Source organism: Streptomyces sp. LE64 (assembly GCF_052606915.1).
Window position 1 is genome coordinate 4,729,134 of the sequence record NZ_CP199708.1, and the last position, 18,653, is coordinate 4,747,786.

Annotated in this window: 17 protein-coding genes; 12 read left to right on the forward strand and 5 right to left on the reverse strand. The window is 72.9% G+C overall.

The window, feature by feature from the left end:
- Nucleotides 1-280 precede the first annotated feature (280 nt).
- The 3 genes from ACSMX9_RS21435 to ACSMX9_RS21445 all read left to right on the forward strand — a co-directional run bounded on the left by ACSMX9_RS21435 (nucleotide 281) and on the right by ACSMX9_RS21445 (nucleotide 2,101).
- Nucleotides 281-898, forward strand: coding sequence for a DUF6230 family protein (locus tag ACSMX9_RS21435; protein WP_351241236.1), 618 nt, complete (start codon nucleotides 281-283; stop codon nucleotides 896-898).
- 71 nt (nucleotides 899-969) lie between these two features.
- On the forward strand, nucleotides 970-1,416 hold the full coding sequence (locus tag ACSMX9_RS21440; protein WP_445396115.1) for a DUF6114 domain-containing protein: 447 nt from the start codon (nucleotides 970-972) through the stop codon (nucleotides 1,414-1,416).
- 10 nt (nucleotides 1,417-1,426) lie between these two features.
- Nucleotides 1,427-2,101 carry a hypothetical protein gene (locus ACSMX9_RS21445; RefSeq protein ID WP_445396117.1) on the forward strand — a complete coding sequence of 225 codons (675 nt, stop codon included), beginning with the start codon at nucleotides 1,427-1,429 and terminating at the stop codon, nucleotides 2,099-2,101.
- Between the two features lie 56 nt (nucleotides 2,102-2,157).
- Here ACSMX9_RS21445 and pyk read toward each other — a convergent pair whose 3' ends face one another.
- The 3 genes from pyk to pta all read right to left on the reverse strand — a co-directional run bounded on the left by pyk (nucleotide 2,158) and on the right by pta (nucleotide 7,121).
- Nucleotides 2,158-3,588: a pyruvate kinase gene (gene pyk / locus ACSMX9_RS21450; protein ID WP_351241242.1), complete on the reverse strand. Its 1,431-nt coding sequence runs from the start codon at nucleotides 3,586-3,588 to the stop codon at nucleotides 2,158-2,160.
- A 150-nt stretch (nucleotides 3,589-3,738) separates the two neighbouring features.
- Nucleotides 3,739-4,995: an acetate kinase gene (locus ACSMX9_RS21455; RefSeq protein ID WP_445396119.1), complete on the reverse strand. Its 1,257-nt coding sequence runs from the start codon at nucleotides 4,993-4,995 to the stop codon at nucleotides 3,739-3,741.
- A gap of 11 nt (nucleotides 4,996-5,006) precedes the next feature.
- Entirely contained in the window at nucleotides 5,007-7,121 is a 2,115-nt protein-coding gene (pta, locus tag ACSMX9_RS21460) for a phosphate acetyltransferase (protein WP_445396121.1), read from the reverse strand.
- A 376-nt stretch (nucleotides 7,122-7,497) separates the two neighbouring features.
- Between pta and ACSMX9_RS21465 the strand changes: the two genes are divergently transcribed.
- The 3 genes from ACSMX9_RS21465 (at nucleotide 7,498) to ACSMX9_RS21475 (ending at nucleotide 10,113) form a co-directional block, all read left to right on the forward strand.
- The gene (locus ACSMX9_RS21465) at nucleotides 7,498-8,523 is read left to right on the forward strand and encodes a 6-phosphofructokinase (protein ID WP_351241248.1); all 1,026 of its coding nucleotides are present in this window, start codon (nucleotides 7,498-7,500) and stop codon (nucleotides 8,521-8,523) included.
- A gap of 149 nt (nucleotides 8,524-8,672) precedes the next feature.
- On the forward strand, nucleotides 8,673-9,239 hold the full coding sequence (locus tag ACSMX9_RS21470; RefSeq protein WP_445396123.1) for a carboxymuconolactone decarboxylase family protein: 567 nt from the start codon (nucleotides 8,673-8,675) through the stop codon (nucleotides 9,237-9,239).
- Nucleotides 9,240-9,246: 7 nt separating this feature from the next.
- Nucleotides 9,247-10,113, forward strand: coding sequence for an RNA polymerase sigma-70 factor (locus ACSMX9_RS21475; RefSeq protein WP_445396124.1), 867 nt, complete (start codon nucleotides 9,247-9,249; stop codon nucleotides 10,111-10,113).
- 63 nt (nucleotides 10,114-10,176) lie between these two features.
- On the opposite strand, the gene ACSMX9_RS21480 is transcribed toward ACSMX9_RS21475, so the two are convergent.
- Nucleotides 10,177-11,607 carry a cation:dicarboxylate symporter family transporter gene (locus ACSMX9_RS21480; RefSeq protein ID WP_445396126.1) on the reverse strand — a complete coding sequence of 477 codons (1,431 nt, stop codon included), beginning with the start codon at nucleotides 11,605-11,607 and terminating at the stop codon, nucleotides 10,177-10,179.
- 243 nt (nucleotides 11,608-11,850) lie between these two features.
- Here ACSMX9_RS21480 and ACSMX9_RS21485 point away from each other — a divergent pair, with 243 nt between their 5' ends.
- The 4 genes from ACSMX9_RS21485 (at nucleotide 11,851) to ACSMX9_RS21500 (ending at nucleotide 15,076) form a co-directional block, all read left to right on the forward strand.
- Nucleotides 11,851-13,542, forward strand: coding sequence for a sensor histidine kinase (locus ACSMX9_RS21485; protein ID WP_445396128.1), 1,692 nt, complete (start codon nucleotides 11,851-11,853; stop codon nucleotides 13,540-13,542).
- Nucleotides 13,543-13,598: 56 nt separating this feature from the next.
- Nucleotides 13,599-14,216, forward strand: coding sequence for a response regulator (locus ACSMX9_RS21490; protein WP_445403055.1), 618 nt, complete (start codon nucleotides 13,599-13,601; stop codon nucleotides 14,214-14,216).
- Between the two features lie 69 nt (nucleotides 14,217-14,285).
- Entirely contained in the window at nucleotides 14,286-14,747 is a 462-nt protein-coding gene (locus ACSMX9_RS21495) for a MerR family transcriptional regulator (RefSeq protein ID WP_445396130.1), read from the forward strand.
- Nucleotides 14,744-15,076, forward strand: a complete 333-nt coding sequence (locus tag ACSMX9_RS21500; protein ID WP_445396132.1) for a thioredoxin family protein — start codon at nucleotides 14,744-14,746, stop codon at nucleotides 15,074-15,076. Before ACSMX9_RS21495 ends, ACSMX9_RS21500 begins: the two co-directional genes overlap by 4 nt.
- 175 nt (nucleotides 15,077-15,251) lie before the next feature.
- Here ACSMX9_RS21500 and ACSMX9_RS21505 read toward each other — a convergent pair whose 3' ends face one another.
- Nucleotides 15,252-15,593: a hypothetical protein gene (locus ACSMX9_RS21505; protein WP_445396134.1), complete on the reverse strand. Its 342-nt coding sequence runs from the start codon at nucleotides 15,591-15,593 to the stop codon at nucleotides 15,252-15,254.
- 631 nt (nucleotides 15,594-16,224) lie between these two features.
- On the opposite strand from ACSMX9_RS21505, the gene ACSMX9_RS21510 reads away from it, so the two are divergent.
- Together ACSMX9_RS21510 and ACSMX9_RS21515 are read left to right on the forward strand one after the other, a co-directional pair.
- A complete protein-coding gene (locus ACSMX9_RS21510) occupies nucleotides 16,225-17,016 on the forward strand; it encodes a VOC family protein (protein ID WP_445396136.1) in 792 nt (263 codons plus the stop codon).
- Nucleotides 17,017-17,141: 125 nt separating this feature from the next.
- Nucleotides 17,142-18,389 carry a serine hydrolase domain-containing protein gene (locus tag ACSMX9_RS21515; RefSeq protein WP_445396138.1) on the forward strand — a complete coding sequence of 416 codons (1,248 nt, stop codon included), beginning with the start codon at nucleotides 17,142-17,144 and terminating at the stop codon, nucleotides 18,387-18,389.
- Nucleotides 18,390-18,653: the final 264 nt, after the last annotated feature.

Genomic DNA, 18,653 nt, shown 5'->3' on the forward strand with positions numbered 1-18,653 from the left:
CGACGCTCTTGTGCAGACGGCTCCGATGGACGACGATCGGCGGCGCTCGGTCTTTTTCCCACCGCCCGGCAACCGGTCCGGAACCGGGGCGCAGGGGCGCCGGGCGACCGGCGCGCCCCCGAACGGCCGGGGGCCGGGGTCCGCGGTGCGCGCCCCGAGGACGGACGGCCCCCGAGGGGGCCGCGACGCGTTCTCCCTCCCGTCCGGTCGCTCCCGGAGCGCGGCCGGCCGATGCCGCAGACGAGTCGTGGCCCGAGAAGGCCGAGAAGGAGGAACACCCATGGAGTCGGTGACGCGTGGCGGTACCAGGTGGAGGCGGTTCGCCGTGGTCATGGTGCCCTGTGTCGCGGCGTCCGTCGCGATCGGCGTGGCCCTCTCCCAGGGGGCGTTGGCGGCGTCGTTCAGCGTCTCGGGCCAGCGGTTCACCCTGTCCGCGGCGGAGGTGGACGGCACCGGGTATGTCCAGTACGCCGCGGTCGACAGCAGCGGATCGGCGCAGCACCCGGTGGCCGTCATCGGCCTGGAGGACGCGCGCATCACCGATCTGTGTCAGTCAGTCGTCGTCCCGGTGGGGGTGTTCGGCGACCTCTCGGTGAAGCTCACCGCGGGCCGGCCCGGCACTCCGCAGGTGGTGGCCAACCGGCTCTACCTCGACGCCGAGGAGTTCCGGGCCGACGCCACCTTCCGCAAGGTGGACATCGGGGTCTCGGTCGACGGCACCACCAAGGGGCCCGGCCCGGCCCCCGGGGACCGCTACGAGCCCGGTTCCTTCGCCCAGCAGGCGGAGTCGGTGCTCTTCACCGACGTCAGGCAGCGCGCCCGGGCGGCCACCGCGGGCACCCTCAAGCTCTCGGGGATGGTCATGCGGGTGCAGCGGGGCGCGCACGAGTGCACCTGAGTTCCGGGCCGGCCCGCTCGGGCCCCGGATCCCGCCCCGCCCCCGTTCCGTTCCCCGAGGAGTCACCCGAGATGCGCGCCCACCCCTTCGCCGGCGCCGCCCACCGATTGCGCCGCTGGCGACGGTCCTTCTGGCTCTGGCGGGGTCGACGCCCTTTCTGGGCGGGGACGTTGACCCTGGTCGGCGGTCTGCCGATCATGTACTTCCCGTACGCCAACCCCTCGTTCGGCACGGTGACGATCACCCTGGCGACCACCGCGGGCGCCGGTTCGCTGATCATCGGCGGCCTGTTGATCGTGCTGGGCCTGACCATGTGGTTCCAACAGCACTCGCGGATCTTCGCGGGGGTCGCGGCCATCCTGTTGGCCCTGGTCTCGCTGGTGGTCTCCAACTTCGGGGGGATCCTCATGGGGTACGGACTCGCCCTGGTCGGCGGGGCGTTGGCGATCGCCTGGGTACCGGGCGGCCCCGTCGCCGCCCCGGAAGCGGGGGCGGACGGGGCGCACCGTGCCGGGTGAGGTGCCCGTGGTGCGGGGTGGGCCCCGGCACGCGGCCCCGCGCCGGCCCCTGTTGGCCCGGTGGAACCTTCCGGCGGGCAAGGTGATCGCGGTGGCCGCGATGCCGACCGCGGTCCTGATGGGCCTGGGTCTGACCCCGACGCTCGCCCAGGCCCGTCCGGCGGTGCCGGGCGACCCCTTCCCGGACGGGTTCCCGCCCGAGCGGGCGGAGGACGCCACGACGGGGGAGGACGGGGAGGAGGAACGATTCGCCGAGCAGTCGTGGCAGTGGGAGGCCGCCTGGCTGCTGCTGCGGGGGCTCGCGTACCACGGCGTCGTCACCGTGACCACGCCGGACGGACGGGTCAAACGGGCGCTGAAGTTCACGGTGGACGGCGGCATGGAGATCGGTGACCTGCACCAGCGCGTGACCGGACCGGACGGCCGCACGCACCACCTGCGCGCGGCCCGCGGCTCCACCTCGACGCTGGGCGGGGGCCGGGTGACCCTGTACACCGAGCGCCTCGAAGGCCGGTTGCTCGGGGCGCTGCCGGTGGTCTTCGACCCGGACCGCCCGCCCCCGCCGGGCCTGACCTTGACCTACTTCACCCGGGTGCGACTCGTCCAGGCGGGCCAGTTCGGCGGCGACCTGACGGTGCCCGGGCTGCACCAGTGGGTCGGTCCCGCCCGCGGCCCGGCCCCGTGAACGCCGTGGGGGCGCCCCGGCTCGAGGCGCCCCCACGGGCGGGTGCGGCGGTGGCGTCAGTCGCGTTCGCCGTTGCCCAGGTGGTGCACCCGCACCATGTTGGTGGTGCCGGGGACCCCGGGGGGCGAACCGGCGGTGATGACGACGGTGTCGCCGTCCTGGAAGCGGCCGAGCTTCACGATCTCGGTGTCGACCAGGCCGACCATCTCGTCGGTGCTGTTCACGTGCGGCACGACGTAGGCGTCCACGCCCCAGCTCAGGGAGAGCTGGTTGCGGGTGCCCTCGTCGGTGGTGAAGGCCACGATCGGCTGGGCGGCCCGGTAGCGGGACAGCCGGCGGGCGGTGTCACCGGACTGGGTGAAGGCGATCAGGCCCTTGCCGCCGAGGAAGTCGGCGATCTCGCAGGCCGCCCGGGCCACCGAACCGCCCTGGGTGCGCGGCTTCTTGCCCGGCACCAGCGGCTGGAGTCCCTTGGAGAGCAGTTCGCCCTCGGCCGCGACGACGATCTTCGACATCGTCTTGACGGTCTCGATCGGGTACGCGCCCACCGAGGACTCGGCGGACAGCATCACCGCGTCCGCGCCGTCCAGGATCGCGTTGGCGACGTCGGACGCCTCGGCGCGGGTGGGCCGCGAGTTGGTGATCATCGACTCCATCATCTGGGTCGCCACGACCACCGGTTTGGCGTTGCGGCGGCAGAGCTCGATCAGCCGCTTCTGCACCAGCGGGACCTTCTCCAGCGGGTACTCGACGGCCAGGTCGCCGCGGGCGACCATGACCCCGTCGAACGCCGCCACGACGTCCTCCATGTTCGCCACCGCCTGGGGCTTCTCCACCTTGGCGATGACGGGGACGCGGCGGCCCTCCTCGTCCATGACCTTGTGCACGTCGTTGACGTCGGAGGCGTCCCGCACGAAGGAGAGCGCGACCAGGTCGCAGCCCATCCGCAGGGCGAACCGCAGGTCCTCGATGTCCTTCTCGGAGAGCGCCGGGACGTTCACGGCCGCGCCGGGCAGGTTGATGCCCTTGTGGTCGGAGATGACGCCGCCCTCGACCACGATGGTGTGCACCTCGGGGCCCTCGACCCCGGTCACCCGCAGTTCGACGTTGCCGTCGTTGATCAGGATCGGGTCGCCGACGCTGCAGTCCCCGGGCAGGCCCTTGTAGGTGGTGCCGCAGATGGTCTGGTCGCCGGGGACGTCCTCGGTGGTGATGGTGAACGCGTCGCCCCGCACCAGCTCGACCGGTCCCTCGGCGAAGGTCTCCAGCCGGATCTTCGGCCCCTGGAGGTCCGCGAGCACGCCGACGGCCCGCCCGGTCTCCCGGGCGGCCTCGCGCAGCCGCTCGTAGCGGCCCCGGTGCTCCTCGTGGGTGCCGTGGCTCATGTTGAAGCGGGCCACGTTCATCCCGGCTTCGATGAGCGTCTTCAGTTGCTCGAACGAGTCGACGGCGGGGCCCAGGGTGCAGACGATCTTGGAACGGCGCATGAAGCTCATCCTATCGGTTTGTTTCAATGCGGAATTTTCCGCCTGGTGGAAGCTACAAATGGGCGGGGGTCTGCTCAGGCGTGTCTGCTGCGGAGCCCGGAGCCGGGACGGCCCCGGGCGCCAGCGGGAGCGTACGGCCCCGCCGCCCGCTCAGCCCCGCACCAGCGCGTAGGTCTGCGTGGCGATCTCCAGTTCCTCGTCCGTCGGGACCACCGCGACCGCCACCCGCCCGTGCGCCGGCGAGATGAGCCGCGGCCCGCCGCCGCGCACCGCGTTCAACTCCTCGTCCACCACCAGCCCCAGCCCGGCCAGGCCGTCCAGCGCCGCGGCCCGCACCGGCGCCGCGTTCTCGCCCACCCCGGCCGTGAACGCCACCGCGTCCACCCGGCCCAGCACCGCGTAGTAGGCGCCGACGTACTTCTTCAGCCGGTGCACGTAGACGTCGAAGGCGAGGCGCGCCGCCGCGTCGCCCCCGTCGATCCGCCGCCGGATCTCCCGCATGTCGTTGTCGCCGCACAGGCCCACCAGCCCGCTGCGCTTGTTCAGCAGTGCGTCGACCTCGTCGGTGTCCAGGCCAGCGACCCGCTTCAGGTGGAAGACCACCGCCGGGTCGACGTCCCCCGAGCGGGTACCCATGACCAGGCCCTCCAACGGGGTCAGCCCCATCGAGGTCTCCACGCACACCCCGCCGCGCACCGCCGAGGCCGAGGCGCCGTTGCCCAGGTGCAGCACGATCACGTTGACCTCGGACGGGTCCTTGCCCAACAGCTCGGCCGTCCGCCGCGAGACGTAGGCGTGCGAGGTGCCGTGGAAGCCGTAGCGGCGGATGCGGTGCGCGTCGGCGGTCGCCGCGTCGATCGCGTAGCGGGCCGCCGCCTCCGGCATGGTGGTGTGGAACGCGGTGTCGAACACCGCCACCTGCGGCAGGTCCGGGCGCAGCTCCCGGGCGGTGCGGATGCCGGTGAGGTTCGCCGGGTTGTGCAGCGGGGCCAGCGGGATCAGCCGCTCGATCTCCGCGAGGACCGCCTCGTCGATCACCGTGGGCTCGGTGAAGTGCTGCCCGCCGTGCACCACCCGGTGCCCGATCGCGGCCAGCTCCGGCGAGTCCAGGCCCCATCCGTCGGCGGCCAGTTCCCCGGCCACCGCCGTGAGGGCGGCGGCGTGGTCGGCGATCGGCGCCACCCGCTCCCGGGCCGGCGACCCCGTCGCGAGCGGGGTGTGCACCAGCCGTGAGGTGCGCTCGCCGATCCGCTCCACCAGCCCGGAGGCCAGCCGGGCGCCCCCGCGCATGTCGAGGAGCTGGTACTTCACCGACGAGGAGCCGGAGTTGAGGACGAGGACGTGGTGCGGGCCATCGGTGGCGGTCACGGATCGGGTGCCTTCTGCTGCGGGGACGGTCGGGTGCATGCGCGGGGGCCTCACTCGGCGGCCGCGGCCGGCGCGGCGGCCTTCGGCAGTCGGGTGGCGCCGCCCTGGGCCTGGATGGCCGTGATGGCCACGGTGTTGACGATGTCCTGGACCAGGGCGCCGCGCGACAGGTCGTTCACCGGCTTGCGCAGCCCCTGGAGGACCGGGCCCACCGCGATGGCCCCGGCCGAGCGCTGCACGGCCTTGTAGGTGTTGTTGCCGGTGTTGAGGTCGGGGAAGACCAGCACGCTCGCCTGGCCCGCCACCGGCGAACCCGGCAGCTTGGTCGCCGCCACCGAGGGCTCGACGGCCGCGTCGTACTGGATCGGGCCCTCGATCCGCAGGTCGGGCCGGCGCTCGCGGACCAGTGCGGTCGCCTCGCGCACCTTGTCCACGTCGGCGCCCGAGCCGGAGGTGCCCGTCGAGTACGAGAGCATCGCGATCCGCGGGTCCACCCCGAACTGCCCGGCCGTCGCCGCCGACTGGATGGCGATGTCCGCCAGCTGTTCGGCGTCCGGGTCCGGGTTGACCGCGCAGTCCCCGTACACGAGGACCTCGTCGGCCAGGCACATGAAGAACACCGAGGACACGATCTTCGCGCCCGGACTGGTCTTGATGATCTCGAACGCGGGCCGGATGGTCGCCGCCGTCGAGTGCACCGAGCCGGACACCATCCCGTCGGCCAGCCCCTCCTGCACCATCAGGGTGCCGAAGTAGTTCACGTCGGCGACCACGTCGTAGGCCAACTCCACGCTCACCCCGCGGTGCGCCCGCAGCTCGGCGTAGCGGGCCGCGAACCGGTCCCGCAGTTCGGAGGTCTGCGGGTCGATCAGGTCGGCGTCGGCGAGGTCCACGCCCAGGTCGGCGGCCTTCTTGCGGATCGCCTCCACGTCGCCGAGCAAGGTCAGGTCGCACACCCCGCGCCGCAGCAGCACGTCCGCCGCCCGCAGCACGCGCTCCTCCAGGCCCTCCGGCAGCACCACCCGGCGCCGGTCGGAGCGCGCCTGCTCCAGCAGCTTGTGCTCGAACATCATCGGCGTGACCCGGGTGCTGCTCGGCGCGGACACCCGGGTCATCAGCTCGGTGGTGTCCACGTACCGCTCGAACAGGCCGAGCGCGGTCTCCGCCTTGCGCGGGGTGACCGCGCTGAGCTTGCCCTCCAGGCCGAACAGTTCGGCCGCGGTGGGGAAGCTGGTGCCGGGGACGGAGATCACCGGGGTGCCCGGGGCCAGCCGGGAGGCGAGGGCGAGGACCTGCTCCGGGGGGCGTTCGCCGAGGGTCAGCAGCACGCCCGCGATCGGCGGGGCGCCGGAGCTGTGCGCGGCCAGCGAGCCGACCAGCAGGTCCGCGCGGTCCCCGGGGGTGACCACCAGGCACCCCGGGGTCAGGGCGGCCAGGAAGTTCGGCAGCATGGCCCCGCCGAAGACGAAGTCCAGGGCGTCCCGGGCCAGACCCGAGTCATCCCCCAGCAGAATCGTTCCTCCTAGGGCTGCGGTCACCTGGGCCACGGTCGGCGCCGACAGCGCGGGCTCGTCGGGCAGCACCCAGCAGGGCACCGACAACCGGGACTCCAGCCGCTCCTGGACCACGTCCCGGTCCCCCGGGTCGACCCGGTTCACCACCAGCGCCAACACGTCGCAGCCCAGCGCCTCGTAGGCCCGGTGCGCATTGCGGGCCTCGGCGCGCACCGACTCCGCGCTCTGGCCCCGGCCGCCCACCACCGGCAGCACCGAGGCGCCGAACTCGTTGGCGAGCCGGGCGTTCAGCGCCAGCTCGTCGGGGAGTTGGGTGGCGGCGAAGTCGGTACCGAGCACCAGCACGACCTCGTACTCCGCGGCCACCCGGCGGAACCGCGCCACCATCCGGGACACCAGCTCGTCGGTGCCCTGTTCGGCCTGGATCGTGGACGCCTCGTGGTAGTCCATCCCGTACGCGGTCGCCGGGTCCTGGGAGAGCCGGTAGCGGGCGCGCAACAGGTCGTAGAGGCGGTCCGGGCCGTCGTGGACGAGGGGACGGAAGACGCCCACCCGGTCGACCTGCCGGGTCAGGAGTTCCATCACTCCCAGTTCGACGACCTGCCGCCCGTCACCCCGGTCGATCCCGGTCACGTACACGCTGCGCGTCACGCGCGTCCTCCGTTTCCTCGCCGTGCCGGCTCTCGCATGCGGACGACTCGTGATCGTCCGGGCACGGTCGCAGATGGTGCAGATGGTTCACGTCCCCTCTTGACAATACCCGTGCGCGTCGTTTAAGTGCCCGCCGGATGTGCGGGCCCCGCGCCCCCTCGTCCGGCGGGGGCGCCAACCCGTCGACGTACGTGGGCGCGAGCTGACGGATGTGACCACAGTGGCCCCGGATGCTCCTGGTTGCGTCCCCGATATCACGGGCGTGGTCCGGACCAATGTGGTGGGAGTGGCCACGGGAGGGGTGCCCGGTGTGCCACCGTGGAACAATCAGGGCGGGCTCACACCGGACCAAGCAGCGAGCAGGAGACAGAGCACGATGCGCATCGGAGTACTCACGGCGGGCGGCGACTGCCCCGGTCTGAACGCGGTGATCCGTTCGGTCGTGCACCGGGCCGTCACCCACCACGGGGACGAGGTCATCGGTTTCGAGGACGGGTACGCCGGCCTCCTCGACGGGCGCTACCGGCCCCTCGACCTCAACGCCGTCAGCGGCATCCTGGCGCGCGGCGGCACCATCCTCGGCTCCTCCCGGTTGGAGCGCGACCGCTTCCGCGCGGCCTGCGAGAACATCCGAGCCCTGGCCACCGAGATCGGCTTCGACGTCCTCATCCCCATCGGCGGCGAGGGCACCCTGACCGCCGCCCGGATGCTCGCCGACGCCGGTCTCCCGGTGGTCGGCGTGCCCAAGACGATCGACAACGACATCTCCTCCACCGACCGCACCTTCGGCTTCGACACCGCGGTCGGCGTCGCCACCGAGGCCATGGACCGCCTCAAGACCACCGCCGAGTCACACCAACGGGTGATGGTGGTGGAGGTCATGGGCCGGCACGCGGGCTGGATCGCCCTGGAGTCCGGCATGGCCGCCGGCGCCCACGGCATCTGCCTGCCGGAGCGCCCCTTCGACCCGGCCGACCTGGTCGCGATGGTCGAGGACCGGTTCGCCCGGGGCAAGAAGTTCGCCGTGGTCTGCGTGGCCGAGGGCGCCCACCCCGTCGAGGGCACCATGGACTACCAGAAGGGCGAGATCGACCAGTTCGGACACGAGCGGTTCCAGGGCATCGGCACCGCCCTCGCCTACGAACTCCAGCAGCGCCTGGGCAAGGAGGCCAAGCCGGTCATCCTGGGCCACGTGCAGCGCGGCGGCACCCCCACCGCCTACGACCGGGTGCTGGCCACCCGGTTCGGCTGGCACGCGGTGGAGGCCGCCCACCGGGGCGAGTCCGGCAAGATGACCGCCCTGCGCGGCACGGACGTCGTGATGGTCCCCCTCGCCGACGCCGTCACCGAACTCAAGACGGTCCCCAAGGACCGCATCGACGAGGCCGAGTCCGTCTTCTGACCGGACCGCCACCCCGCACTCCCCGGCCCCGCCGCTCCGCACCACGGAGCGGCGGGGCCCCGTCGTCGGCCCGCCGGTGACGGCGGACGTCACATCCGCGGCCCCGCCGGTGTCTCCATGGCACAGCGCTCCACACACCGGAGGACACCATGGCACCACGCATCCCCCAGACCGAACTGACCGCGGAACTCACCGATGACCTGCTCGCCCGGTTCGGGGTGGTCCCCGAGCCCCTCGGGGTGCTGTTCCACAACCCCGAGGTCGCCCGGACCTCGCTGGTGATCGGCGAGGCGATCGGCGGGTGGGACACCGCGGACGAGAGCCTCAAGGCGTTCGCGCACCTGGCCGTCGCGGCCCACGTCGGCTGCGGCTTCTGCCTCGACCTCGGCTACTTCCAGGCGGTGCACAGGAACCTGGACCCCGCCAAGGCCAGCCAGGTCCCGCGGTGGCGGGAGTCCGAGGTCTTCACCCCGCTGGAACGGGACGTGATGGAGTACGCCGAAGCCGTCACCGACACCCCGCCGACCGTCACCGACGAGCTGGCCGGGGGGCTGCTCGACCGGATCGGCCCGGCCGCGATGGTCGAACTCACCGGATACATCGCGTTCGCCAACTTCGCCGCGCGGAGCAACCTCGCGCTCGGCATCGAGGCGCAGGGCTTCTCCGCATCCTGCGAGGTCCCGCTGGCCGCGCGCCCCGACACCGCCGGGCGGTGACCGCGCCGTGACCGACGACCCGTTCGTCGTCCACCGCCGGCTGCTGTTCACGGTCGCCTACGAGATGCTCGGCTCGGCGGCCGATGCGGAGGACGTGCTCCAGGAGTCCTGGCTGCGCTGGGCCGACGTCGACCGGACCAAGGTGGCCGACCCGCGCGCGTACCTGGTGCGGACCGTGACCCGGCAGTCCCTCAACCGACTGCGGACCCTGGCCCGCAGCCGTGAGGAGTACGTGGGCGAGTGGCTCCCCGAGCCGCTGTTGACCAGCCCGGACGTGGCCGAGGACGTGGAGCTCGCGGAGAGCGTCTCGATGGCGGTGCTGACCGTCCTGGAGACCCTCGGACCGACCGAACGGGCGGTGTTCGTGCTCCGCGAGGTCTTCGACCTGCCGTACGGGGAGATCGCCGAGGCGACCGGGAAGTCCCCGGCCGCCGTCCGGCAGATCGCCCACCGGGCCCGCTCCCACGTGGCGGCCCGCCGGCCCCGGGTCCCGGTGAGCGCGGCCGAACAACGGGCCGTGGTGGAACGGTTCCTGACCGCCCTGCGCACCGGGCGGGTGCAGGAACTGATGGCGGTCATGGCGCCCGACGTGGTCCTGGTCGCCGACGGGGGCGGGGTGGTGCGCGCCGCCCGGGCCCCGCTGCACGGCGCCGACCCGGTGGCGAAGCTGCTGGCCCGTGCGCACCTGGCGGTCGCGGACCTGGTGACCAGGACGGTGTGGCTCAACGGCGCGCCGGCGGGCCTGGTCGAGGTCGACGGGGAGCCGACCGCGGTCAGCCTGGTGGTGGACGGCGGCCGGATCACCCGGATCTACGTGGTGCGCAATCCGGGGAAGCTGACCCGGCTGCACGCCCCGGTCGACCTCGCCCGGTAGGAACGGCCGGCGGCCCTTGGGGACACCGGACGGTGTCCCCAAGGGCCGCACGCGCTACCGGCGTCAGGCGTCCACGGTCGCCTTCCCGCCTCCGCGGGCCGAGGGCACCTCCGTGCCGTCCTCGCCGTCGTCGGCGCGGTCGGCGGGCGCCCCGTGACCGTCGTCCAGCAGCGTCCGCTCGTCGAACGGCAACTCCCCGGCGAGGACCCGGCCGACCCGCTCCCGGTCGACCTCCTTGGTCCACACGCCGATCAGCAGGGTGGCCACCGCATTCCCGGCGAAGTTGGTCAGCGCACGGGCCTCGCTCATGAACCGGTCGATGCCGATGATCAGGCCCACCCCGTCGACCAGCGCCGGCTTGTGCGACTGGAGGCCGCTGGCGAGCACCGCGATCCCGGAACCGGAGACGCCCGCCGCGCCCTTGGAGGCCACCATCATGAACAGCAGCAGCCCGATCTGCTGCCCGATGCCCATCGGCTCGCCCATCGCGTCGGCGATGAACAGCGAGGCCATCGTCAGGTAGATCATCGTGCCGTCGAGGTTGAACGAGTAACCGGTGGGCACCGTGATGCCCACGACGGGGCGGCTGACCCCCAGGTGCTCCATCTTGGCGATGAGCCGCGGCAGCGCCGACTCCGAGGAGGAGGTGGAGAGGATCAGCAGGAACTCGCGGCCCAGGTAGCGGAAGAGGTGGAAGACGTTGACCCCCGCGACCAGCCGGGTCAGCAGGCCCAGCACGATCGCCACGAAGAGCGCGCAGGTCACGTAGAAGCCGAGCATGATCGTGGCGAGCGCCTTCAGCGCGTCCACCCCGGTCTCGCCGATCACCGCGGCGATCGCGCCGAAGGCGCCCACCGGAGCCGCCCACATGATCATCGCGAGGACCCGGAACACCAGCCGCTGGATGTGCTCGATGCCGCGCAGCACCGGCTCGCCGGGACGGCCCATGGCCTGGAGCGCGAAGCCCACCAGCAGGGCGACCAGCAGCGTCTGGAGGACCTCGCCCTCGGTGAACGCGGACACCATGGTCGCCGGGATGATGCCGAGCACGAAGTCCACCAGGCCGGTGCTGGCCTTCTCGGCGGCGGCGTGGCCGACCTCCTTGTCGGAGTCGGTGAGGTCCATGCCGGTGCCCGGGTCCAGCAGGTTGCCCACCAGCAGGCCGATCGCCAGGGCGGCGAACGACATCACCATGAAGTAGCCGAGGGCGAGGCCGCCGACCTTGCCGATCTTGGCGGCCTTGCGGACCGACCCCACGCCGAGCACGATCGTGCAGAAGATGATCGGCGAGATCATCATCTTGATCAGCGCGACGAACCCGGTGCCGAGCGGCTTCAGTTCCTTGGCCACGTCCGGGACGGCGAAGCCCACGGCGATGCCGAGGACCACGGCCGCGATCACGGCGATGTACAGGTAGTGGGTGCGGTCCCGTCTGACGGGCGGCGCGGTGGCAGGGGCGGCAGGGGTGCCGGGGGTGCCAGGAGTGGTGGTCACGGGATGCCTTCCTCGACAACAAACGGCTTCGTCGAACGGCCCGGGCCCTGCGGGAGGCCCGGCGCCGAGGGCCGCGAGGTACGTGGGGGACACCTCGCGGAGGGGGACGCGCAGTGCGTGCGGCTCACGTTCTGGGCGGCGGAATCCCGGTGAATATCTCCCAGCATGTGAGGGGGGTCACGCTTGCGTTCATTGAGTTCACGCGGCCCGGACCCCCGGCGCCGAGGAGGCAGACTGGAAGGCATGCCCCTCGCCCGCACCGCACGCCCCCGCGAGCCCGCTGTCCGTCCGCCTCGGCTCTCCCGGGTGCCCCGCCCCCGCAGCCTGGCCGGCCAGCTCTTCGCGATGCAGGTCGTGCTGGTCGCGGCCGTCGTCGCGGGGTGCGCGCTGTTCACCTACGTCGGCGACGGACAGCAGGCCGAGGAGTCCGCCCGCCGGCAGGCGGAGGCGGCGGCGCGGGCGGTGGCCGTCTCGCCGTCCGTGCGGGAGGCGGTGCGGGCCGCCGACCCCAGCGGCACGCTCCAGCCCTACGCGGCGCGCGTGCAGCGGGACACCGGCGTCGACTTCGTGACCATCATGGATCCCGACGGCATCCGGTGGACCCACCCCGACGCCCGGCGCATCGGCGAACGCTTCCTCGGCCACACCGGCCCCGCCCTGCGCGGGGAGACCTTCGCCGAGACCTACACCGGCACCCTGGGCGCCTCCGTCCGGGTGGTCACCCCGGTCCGCGCCGGCCCGTCCGGCGGCCCGGTGGTCGCACTGGTCAGCGCGGGCATCACGGTGGACCGGATCAGCGCCCGGGTCCGGGACCAGGTGGTGGTCCTCCTCGCGGTCGCGGCCGGCGCACTGGCCCTCGGCGGCCTGGGCACCCACGTCATCAACGCCCGGCTGCGCCGCAGCACGCACGGCATGAACGCCACCGAACTGAGCCGGATGCACGACTACCACCAGGCCGCCCTGCACGCGGTGCGCGAGGGACTGCTGATGCTGGACGGGCGGCGCAGGATCGCCCTGCTCAACGACGGCGCCCGCGCCCTGCTCGACATCGACGGGGACGCCGTCGGCCGCTCGGTCGCCGACCTGGGGCTGCCGCCCCCGCTGACCGGTGCCCTGCTGTCCGCCGAGCCCCGGGTGGACGAGGTGCACCTCAGCGCCAGCCGGGTCCTGGTCGTCAACACCCAGCCGGTGTCCAGCGGGGAGCGCCGCGGCACCGTGGTGACCCTGCGCGACCACACCGAACTCCAGTCCCTGACCGGCGAACTCGACTCCGAGCGCGGCTTCACCCAGGCCCTGCGCGCCCAGGCCCACGAGGCGGCCAACCGGCTGCACACCGTCGTCTCGCTGATCGAACTCGGCCGGGTCGAGGACGCCGTCGCCTTCGCCACCGCCGAACTCGAACTCGCCCAGGCGCTGACCGACCGGATCGTCGCGGCGGTCGGCGAGCCCGTCCTCGCGGCGCTGCTGCTGGGCAAGGCCGCGCAGGCCAACGAGCGCGGCATCGAGTTGGAGGTGTCCGAAGAGAGCAGCCTCGACGACGGGGTGCTGCCGCGCTGGTTGCCCTCCCGGGACCTGGTCACCGTGCTCGGCAACCTCATCGACAACGCGATGGACGCCGCCCAACTCGCCACCGGACCCGCCCGGGTGACCGTCACCGCCCGGACCGATCGGGGCCGACTGCTGCTGCGGGTGTCCGACTCGGGCGACGGAGTGGACCCGGCGCACGGCGAGGCCATCTTCGACCGGGGCTGGACCACCAAGTCCGCCTCCGGCCGGGGGATCGGCCTGGCCTTGGTCCGGCAGACCGTGCACCGCTACGGCGGCACCCTCACGGTCGGCCGACCCCCCTCGGGCGGGGCCGAGTTCACCGTGGCCCTGCCGCTCGGCCCCCGTGGCACCGCCCCCGCCGTGGGGAGAAGGGAGACGGTCCGGTGACCGACATCAGGGTCCTCGTGGTGGAGGACGACCCGGTCGCCGCCGACGCCCACCTGATGTACGTGCGCCGGGTGCCCGGCTTCACCGCGGTCGGGGCGGTGCACACCGCCGCGGACGCCCGCCGGGCACTGGAACGGCACCCGGTCGACCTGCTGCTGCTCGACCTGTACCTGCCGGACGGCCACGGCCTCGCCCTGGCCCGTTCGCTGCGGGCGGCCGGGCAGCAGACCGACGTCATCGCGGTGACCTCGGCGCGGGACCTCGCCGTCGTCCGTGAAGGCGTCTCGCTCGGGGTGGTCCAGTACGTGCTGAAGCCCTTCACCTTCGCCACCCTGCGGGACCGGCTGGTCCGGTACGCGCAGTTCCGCACCGCCGCCGGCGAGGCCAGCGGGCAGGAGGAGGTGGACCGGGCGCTGGCCGCGCTGCGGGCGCCGGCGCCCGCGGAGCTGCCCAAGGGCCTGAGCGCCCCCACCCTGGAGCGGGTGGTGCGCGGTCTGCGCGCGGCACCGGACGGGGTCACCGCCGCGAGCGCCGCCGAAGCGGTGGGCATCTCCCGGATCACCGCCCGCCGCTACCTGGAGCACCTGGCCGCCACCGGACTGGCGGTCCGCAGCCCGGTGTACGGACAGGTCGGCCGCCCGGAGCTGAACTACCGCTGGGCGGGCGGGAGGTGAACCCCGCCGGTCGCACGGGCCGTCCGGCGGCTTGCCCTGACGCCGACGTCAGGGGCTAGCGTCGCGGACATGCGCATCGGCGAACTCGCGGCCCGGGCCGGTACGACGCCCCGGGCCCTGCGGTACTACGAGAGCCGCGGACTGCTGTCCGCGCGGCGCGGGGAGAACGGCCACCGCGTCTACGACGAGGACGACCTGCGGCTGCTGCGGCAGATCCGCACGCTCCAGGACTCGGGCTTCGACCTGGAGGAGACCCGTCCGTTCGTGGAGTGCCTGCGGGCCGGTCACCCCGAGGGCGACACCTGCCCGGACTCGTTGGCCGGGTACCGCCGCAAGCTCACCGAGATCGACGCCCTGCTGGCCGAGTTGACGGTGGTCAGGGCACGGCTGGGCGAGCAGCTCGCGCGGGCCGAACGGGCCCGCGACGCGTTGGCGGCCGCCGCGCTGGTTCCGGGTGGGCCGGAACCCCTGTGCGCCGTGTTCCCCGCCCACGGGGCGGGCACGGACCGGACGGAGGAGGAACCGCAGTGATCAGGACCGAAGGACTGACCGAGGTCACGGACGCCGACTTCGCGGAGGTGGTGCTGGGCGCCGACCGCCCGGTGCTGGTGGAGTTCACCGCCGACTGGTGCCCCCCGTGCCGCCAGATCGCCCCGGTGCTCGCCGCGGTCGCCGCCGAGGAGGCGGACCGGCTGGGCGTCGTCCAAGTCGACGTGGACGCCAACCCGCTGACCACCGCCCGGTACGGGGTGCTGTCGATGCCGACGCTGACCGTGTTCCGCGCCGGCGAGCCGGTGTGGTCGGTGGTGGGCGCCCGCTCCCAGCGACGGCTGCTGGAGGAACTGGCCGAGGTGCTCTGAGCGAGAGCCGCGCGCACGGCGCACGCGGGTCAGCCCCCAGGGGGCCATCGGTCCGGACGCGATGCCGGCCCCGGTGTGCTCGACGCGTCCCGAGCACGCGCGATCACACCGGGGCCGTCCTCGGTGCGGTACCGGTACGCGGGGCCGGGCGGCCCTCACCGTACGGCCGGGGTCGTCATCCCCGCTGGGTCCAGGCGTCGGTCGGCCCGTGCAGCCCCTGCGGGTGGCAGACCTGGTTCGAGGTCTGGCCGTTGGGGCGCCACGGGCCCGTGACGGTGAAGACGCTGCCGCTGTTCGTACGGCACTTGACGACGACGCGGTGCCGCTCGCCGCTGGGCAGGCCCGTGCACTTGGACGATCCGCCGTAGCCGTGCACCCAGGCCCGACAGTCGACGGCGGTGGTGCCGTAGCCGCCGCTCGGCGCGGCGGGAGCGGCGGTCGCGGGGGCGGCGGAGACGAGGGCGCCGAGGCCGATCAGGGCGGTGGTGATGACGGAGGCGCTCTTGAGTGCGGGCATGACTCTCCTTCAGTAGGCGTGGTGCCGGCTGGTACGGAGGCCGGGACGACGAGCGGAGCGGGCGGTGCACCTCCGGTGCGCGGCCGATCCGGTGGGCGTCCCGACGCCACGGACCGGATTCTGCACCGGCCCCACGCACGCTGTCCCGCCCCCGGGTGGTGATCGAGCCGCCCTTGACGTCCCGGGATCCGGTGGCACACCCGGATGTCGAAGGTCCGGATCCGCTTGATGTGGAAGGAATGCCGTACTCCATCCGTCCGTAGTGGATTTTCTTCGGCTCCAGCGGAGCTGTCCGGATGTTTTTGCGGCGGGGGGAGAGGATTTCCGTGGGGGCCGGAGGGAAATCCCCTTCGCCATGTTCGACCCGAAACGACTCCTCGGCCCCTCGGACACCACCGGCCCCTGACGATCCGGCAGCCCCCGTCCCCGACCGGCAGGACGCCACCCGTTCCACGGGGCCCGTCGTCAGTGGCGCCCGGCAGGCCGGGGCACGAGGACCGCGCAGGACCACACGGTGGCGTTCCTCCGCCCTCGGAAGGACAAGCACCCTGGACCGTGCCAGAGTGAGGAGCGGGGGCTGACCGCGGCACGGACCGTGCCGCGCACTTCCGTGTTCTGGAGGGCCCGGACCATGCCCGAGATCAACGAACCGTACGCCCCCGGCACCCCGTGCTGGGTCGACCTGATGGCGCAGGACCAGGCCGCCGCGATGGAGTTCTACGGTCGCCTCTTCGGCTGGGGCGGCGAGGTGGGCCCGCCGGAGTTCGGCGGCTACGCGGTGATGGAGAAGAACGGCCTGCCGGTCGCCGGGATCGGTGCGGCCATGGCCCCCGAGGGCCACCCCGAGCCCCCGCATGCCTGGACGACGTACCTGTCGAGCGACGACGCCGACGAGACCGCCGCCCGGATCACCGGAGCGGGGGGCGCACTGCTGCTCGGGCCGGACGGTGTGGGCACCCTGGGGCGGATGCTGCTGGCCTCCGACTCGACGGGCGCCGTGTTCGGGGTCTGGGGCCACAAGGACTTCTTCGGCGCGCGTCTGGTCAACGAGCCCGGATCGGTGATCTGGTGCGACTGCAACACCCGTGACCTCCCGGCCGCCGCCGCCTTCTACCGGGCCGCGCTGGGCCTGGAGAGCCGACAGGTCAAGGAGGCGCCGGGCCCCTACCTGGGGCTGTACACGGCGGCCGACCCGAACCGTCCGGTGGGCGGCGTGGGCGACATGTCCGAGCGGTTCCCGCCGGAGGTGCCCGCGCACTGGATGACGACGTTCGCGGTGGCCGACATCGCCGCGACGGTGGCCACCCACACCGCCGGCGGCGGCACGGTCGTCCAAGAGCCGGTGGACACCCCCTGGGGCGAGTCGGCCGGGTTGGTCGACCCCTGGGGCGCCCACTTCGGGGTGATGCAGCCCGCCGGCTGACCCGCCCGGCCGCTCGGGCCGGAGTCGGCCGGAAAGCGCTCAACCCCCGAGCACCGTTCAACCTCCGTCCGTCCATGGGGCGTCACTCCCTGCGCATCGAGGAAACCCATGGACGGAGCGACAGAGTGCACACACGACGACGGACGCGGAGGGCCCTGGTCGCCCTCGGGCTGGTGACCGCGACCCTGACCGGGACCGTGGGGGCCGCCCAGGCCGGCCCCGCGGACCCCGGCACCGAGCGGCGGCCGGGCGGGCACGCGGTGACCCAGCGGGCGATGGACTCGCTGGTCGCAGGCGGCGTGCCCGGCATCACCGGGCAGGCACGGGACGAGCGGGGCACCTGGACGGGCACCTCGGGCATCGGGAACCTGAAGACCGGAGCCCCGCGGGGCGCCGAGGACCGGTTCCGGATCGCCAGCGTCACCAAGACCTTCGTCGCCACCGTGCTCCTCCAGATGGAGTCCGAAGGGCGGCTCGACCTGGACGACACCGTGGACCGGCACCTGCCGGGGCTGGTGCGGGGCAACGGCCACGACGGCCGGCTGATGACGGTGCGGCAACTGCTCAACCACACCAGCGGGGTCTTCAACTACGACGAGGACCCCGCGTACGCGCAGAAGTACCACTACGTGCCCGGTTTCCTCAAGCACCGGTACGACACCCGGACGCCCGAGGAAGCGGTGCGGGTGGCCCTGCGGCACGCCCCCCACCACCAGCCCGGCCGGGGGTGGCACTACTCCAACACCAACTACGTCCTCGCCGGACTGATCATCGAGAAGGTCGGCGGGCGCACCTACGAGCGCGAGGTCCGCGACCGGATCGTCAAGCCGCTGGGGTTGAAGCAGACCACCCTGCCCGGCAACAGCAGCCGCATGCCGCAGCCGAGCAGCCGGGCGTACTCGAAGATGTCCCCGGACCCGGCGGCCACCCGGATCTACGACGTGACGCTGAACAACGCCTCCCAGTCGTGGGCGGACGGCGACATCATCTCCACGGCCGCCGACCTGAACCGCTTCTTCGGCGCGCTGCTGGGCGGGAGGCTCCTGCCGCCGGCGCAACTCGCGGCCATGAAGACCACCGTCCCGGTGGAGGGGTCCTTCCCGGGAACGGGTTACGGACTGGGTCTCATCCGCTCGACGACGAGCTGCGGCACGAAGCTGTGGGGGCACGGCGGCGGCTGGTACGGCTCCCTCACCGGCGTGTACAGCACGGAGGACGGCCGGCACGGCCTCGCCTACAACCTGAACGGGGACTGGTACCGGGGCCAGGAGAACGCGATCTCCGAGGCCGAGTTCTGCGGGGTCGAACCGACCCCGGCGGCGGGCGAGGCGGACGCCTCGGCGAAGGTGCTCAGGGCGCCGGAGAACCGCTGACGCCCCGTGCCCCCGCCCACCGCGGGCGGGGGCACGGTTCCGTCGCGACTGCGAGAATTCCCCCACGAGAAAACCCCCCGAGGAATTGACCTACGGGGGGTTTCCTGACGTATATTCGATGGTTCGCGACTTCAAGGAAAAAGGGTCGCGAAGAGGTCCACTGGTCAAAGCGTATACGGGTGGGAGCGGCATTGTCAAGCAACGGAATTCCGGACGGGGTACGTCAAACGGAATCGGGCGAAAGGAAACGCGAAACGGATAACG

Coding starts and splice junctions, on each gene's coding strand:
- ACSMX9_RS21435 (WP_351241236.1), top strand. CDS start 281: ATGGAGTCGGTGACGCGTGGCGGTACCAGGTGGAGGCGGTTCGCCGTG.
- ACSMX9_RS21440 (WP_445396115.1), top strand. CDS start 970: ATGCGCGCCCACCCCTTCGCCGGCGCCGCCCACCGATTGCGCCGCTGG.
- pyk (WP_351241242.1), bottom strand. CDS start 3,588: ATGCGCCGTTCCAAGATCGTCTGCACCCTGGGCCCCGCCGTCGACTCG.
- ACSMX9_RS21455 (WP_445396119.1), bottom strand. CDS start 4,995: ATGCACCCGACCGTCCCCGCAGCAGAAGGCACCCGATCCGTGACCGCC.
- ACSMX9_RS21465 (WP_351241248.1), top strand. CDS start 7,498: ATGCGCATCGGAGTACTCACGGCGGGCGGCGACTGCCCCGGTCTGAAC.
- ACSMX9_RS21470 (WP_445396123.1), top strand. CDS start 8,673: ATGGCACCACGCATCCCCCAGACCGAACTGACCGCGGAACTCACCGAT.
- ACSMX9_RS21485 (WP_445396128.1), top strand. CDS start 11,851: ATGCCCCTCGCCCGCACCGCACGCCCCCGCGAGCCCGCTGTCCGTCCG.
- ACSMX9_RS21490 (WP_445403055.1), top strand. CDS start 13,599: ATGTACGTGCGCCGGGTGCCCGGCTTCACCGCGGTCGGGGCGGTGCAC.
- ACSMX9_RS21495 (WP_445396130.1), top strand. CDS start 14,286: ATGCGCATCGGCGAACTCGCGGCCCGGGCCGGTACGACGCCCCGGGCC.
- ACSMX9_RS21505 (WP_445396134.1), bottom strand. CDS start 15,593: ATGCCCGCACTCAAGAGCGCCTCCGTCATCACCACCGCCCTGATCGGC.
- ACSMX9_RS21510 (WP_445396136.1), top strand. CDS start 16,225: ATGCCCGAGATCAACGAACCGTACGCCCCCGGCACCCCGTGCTGGGTC.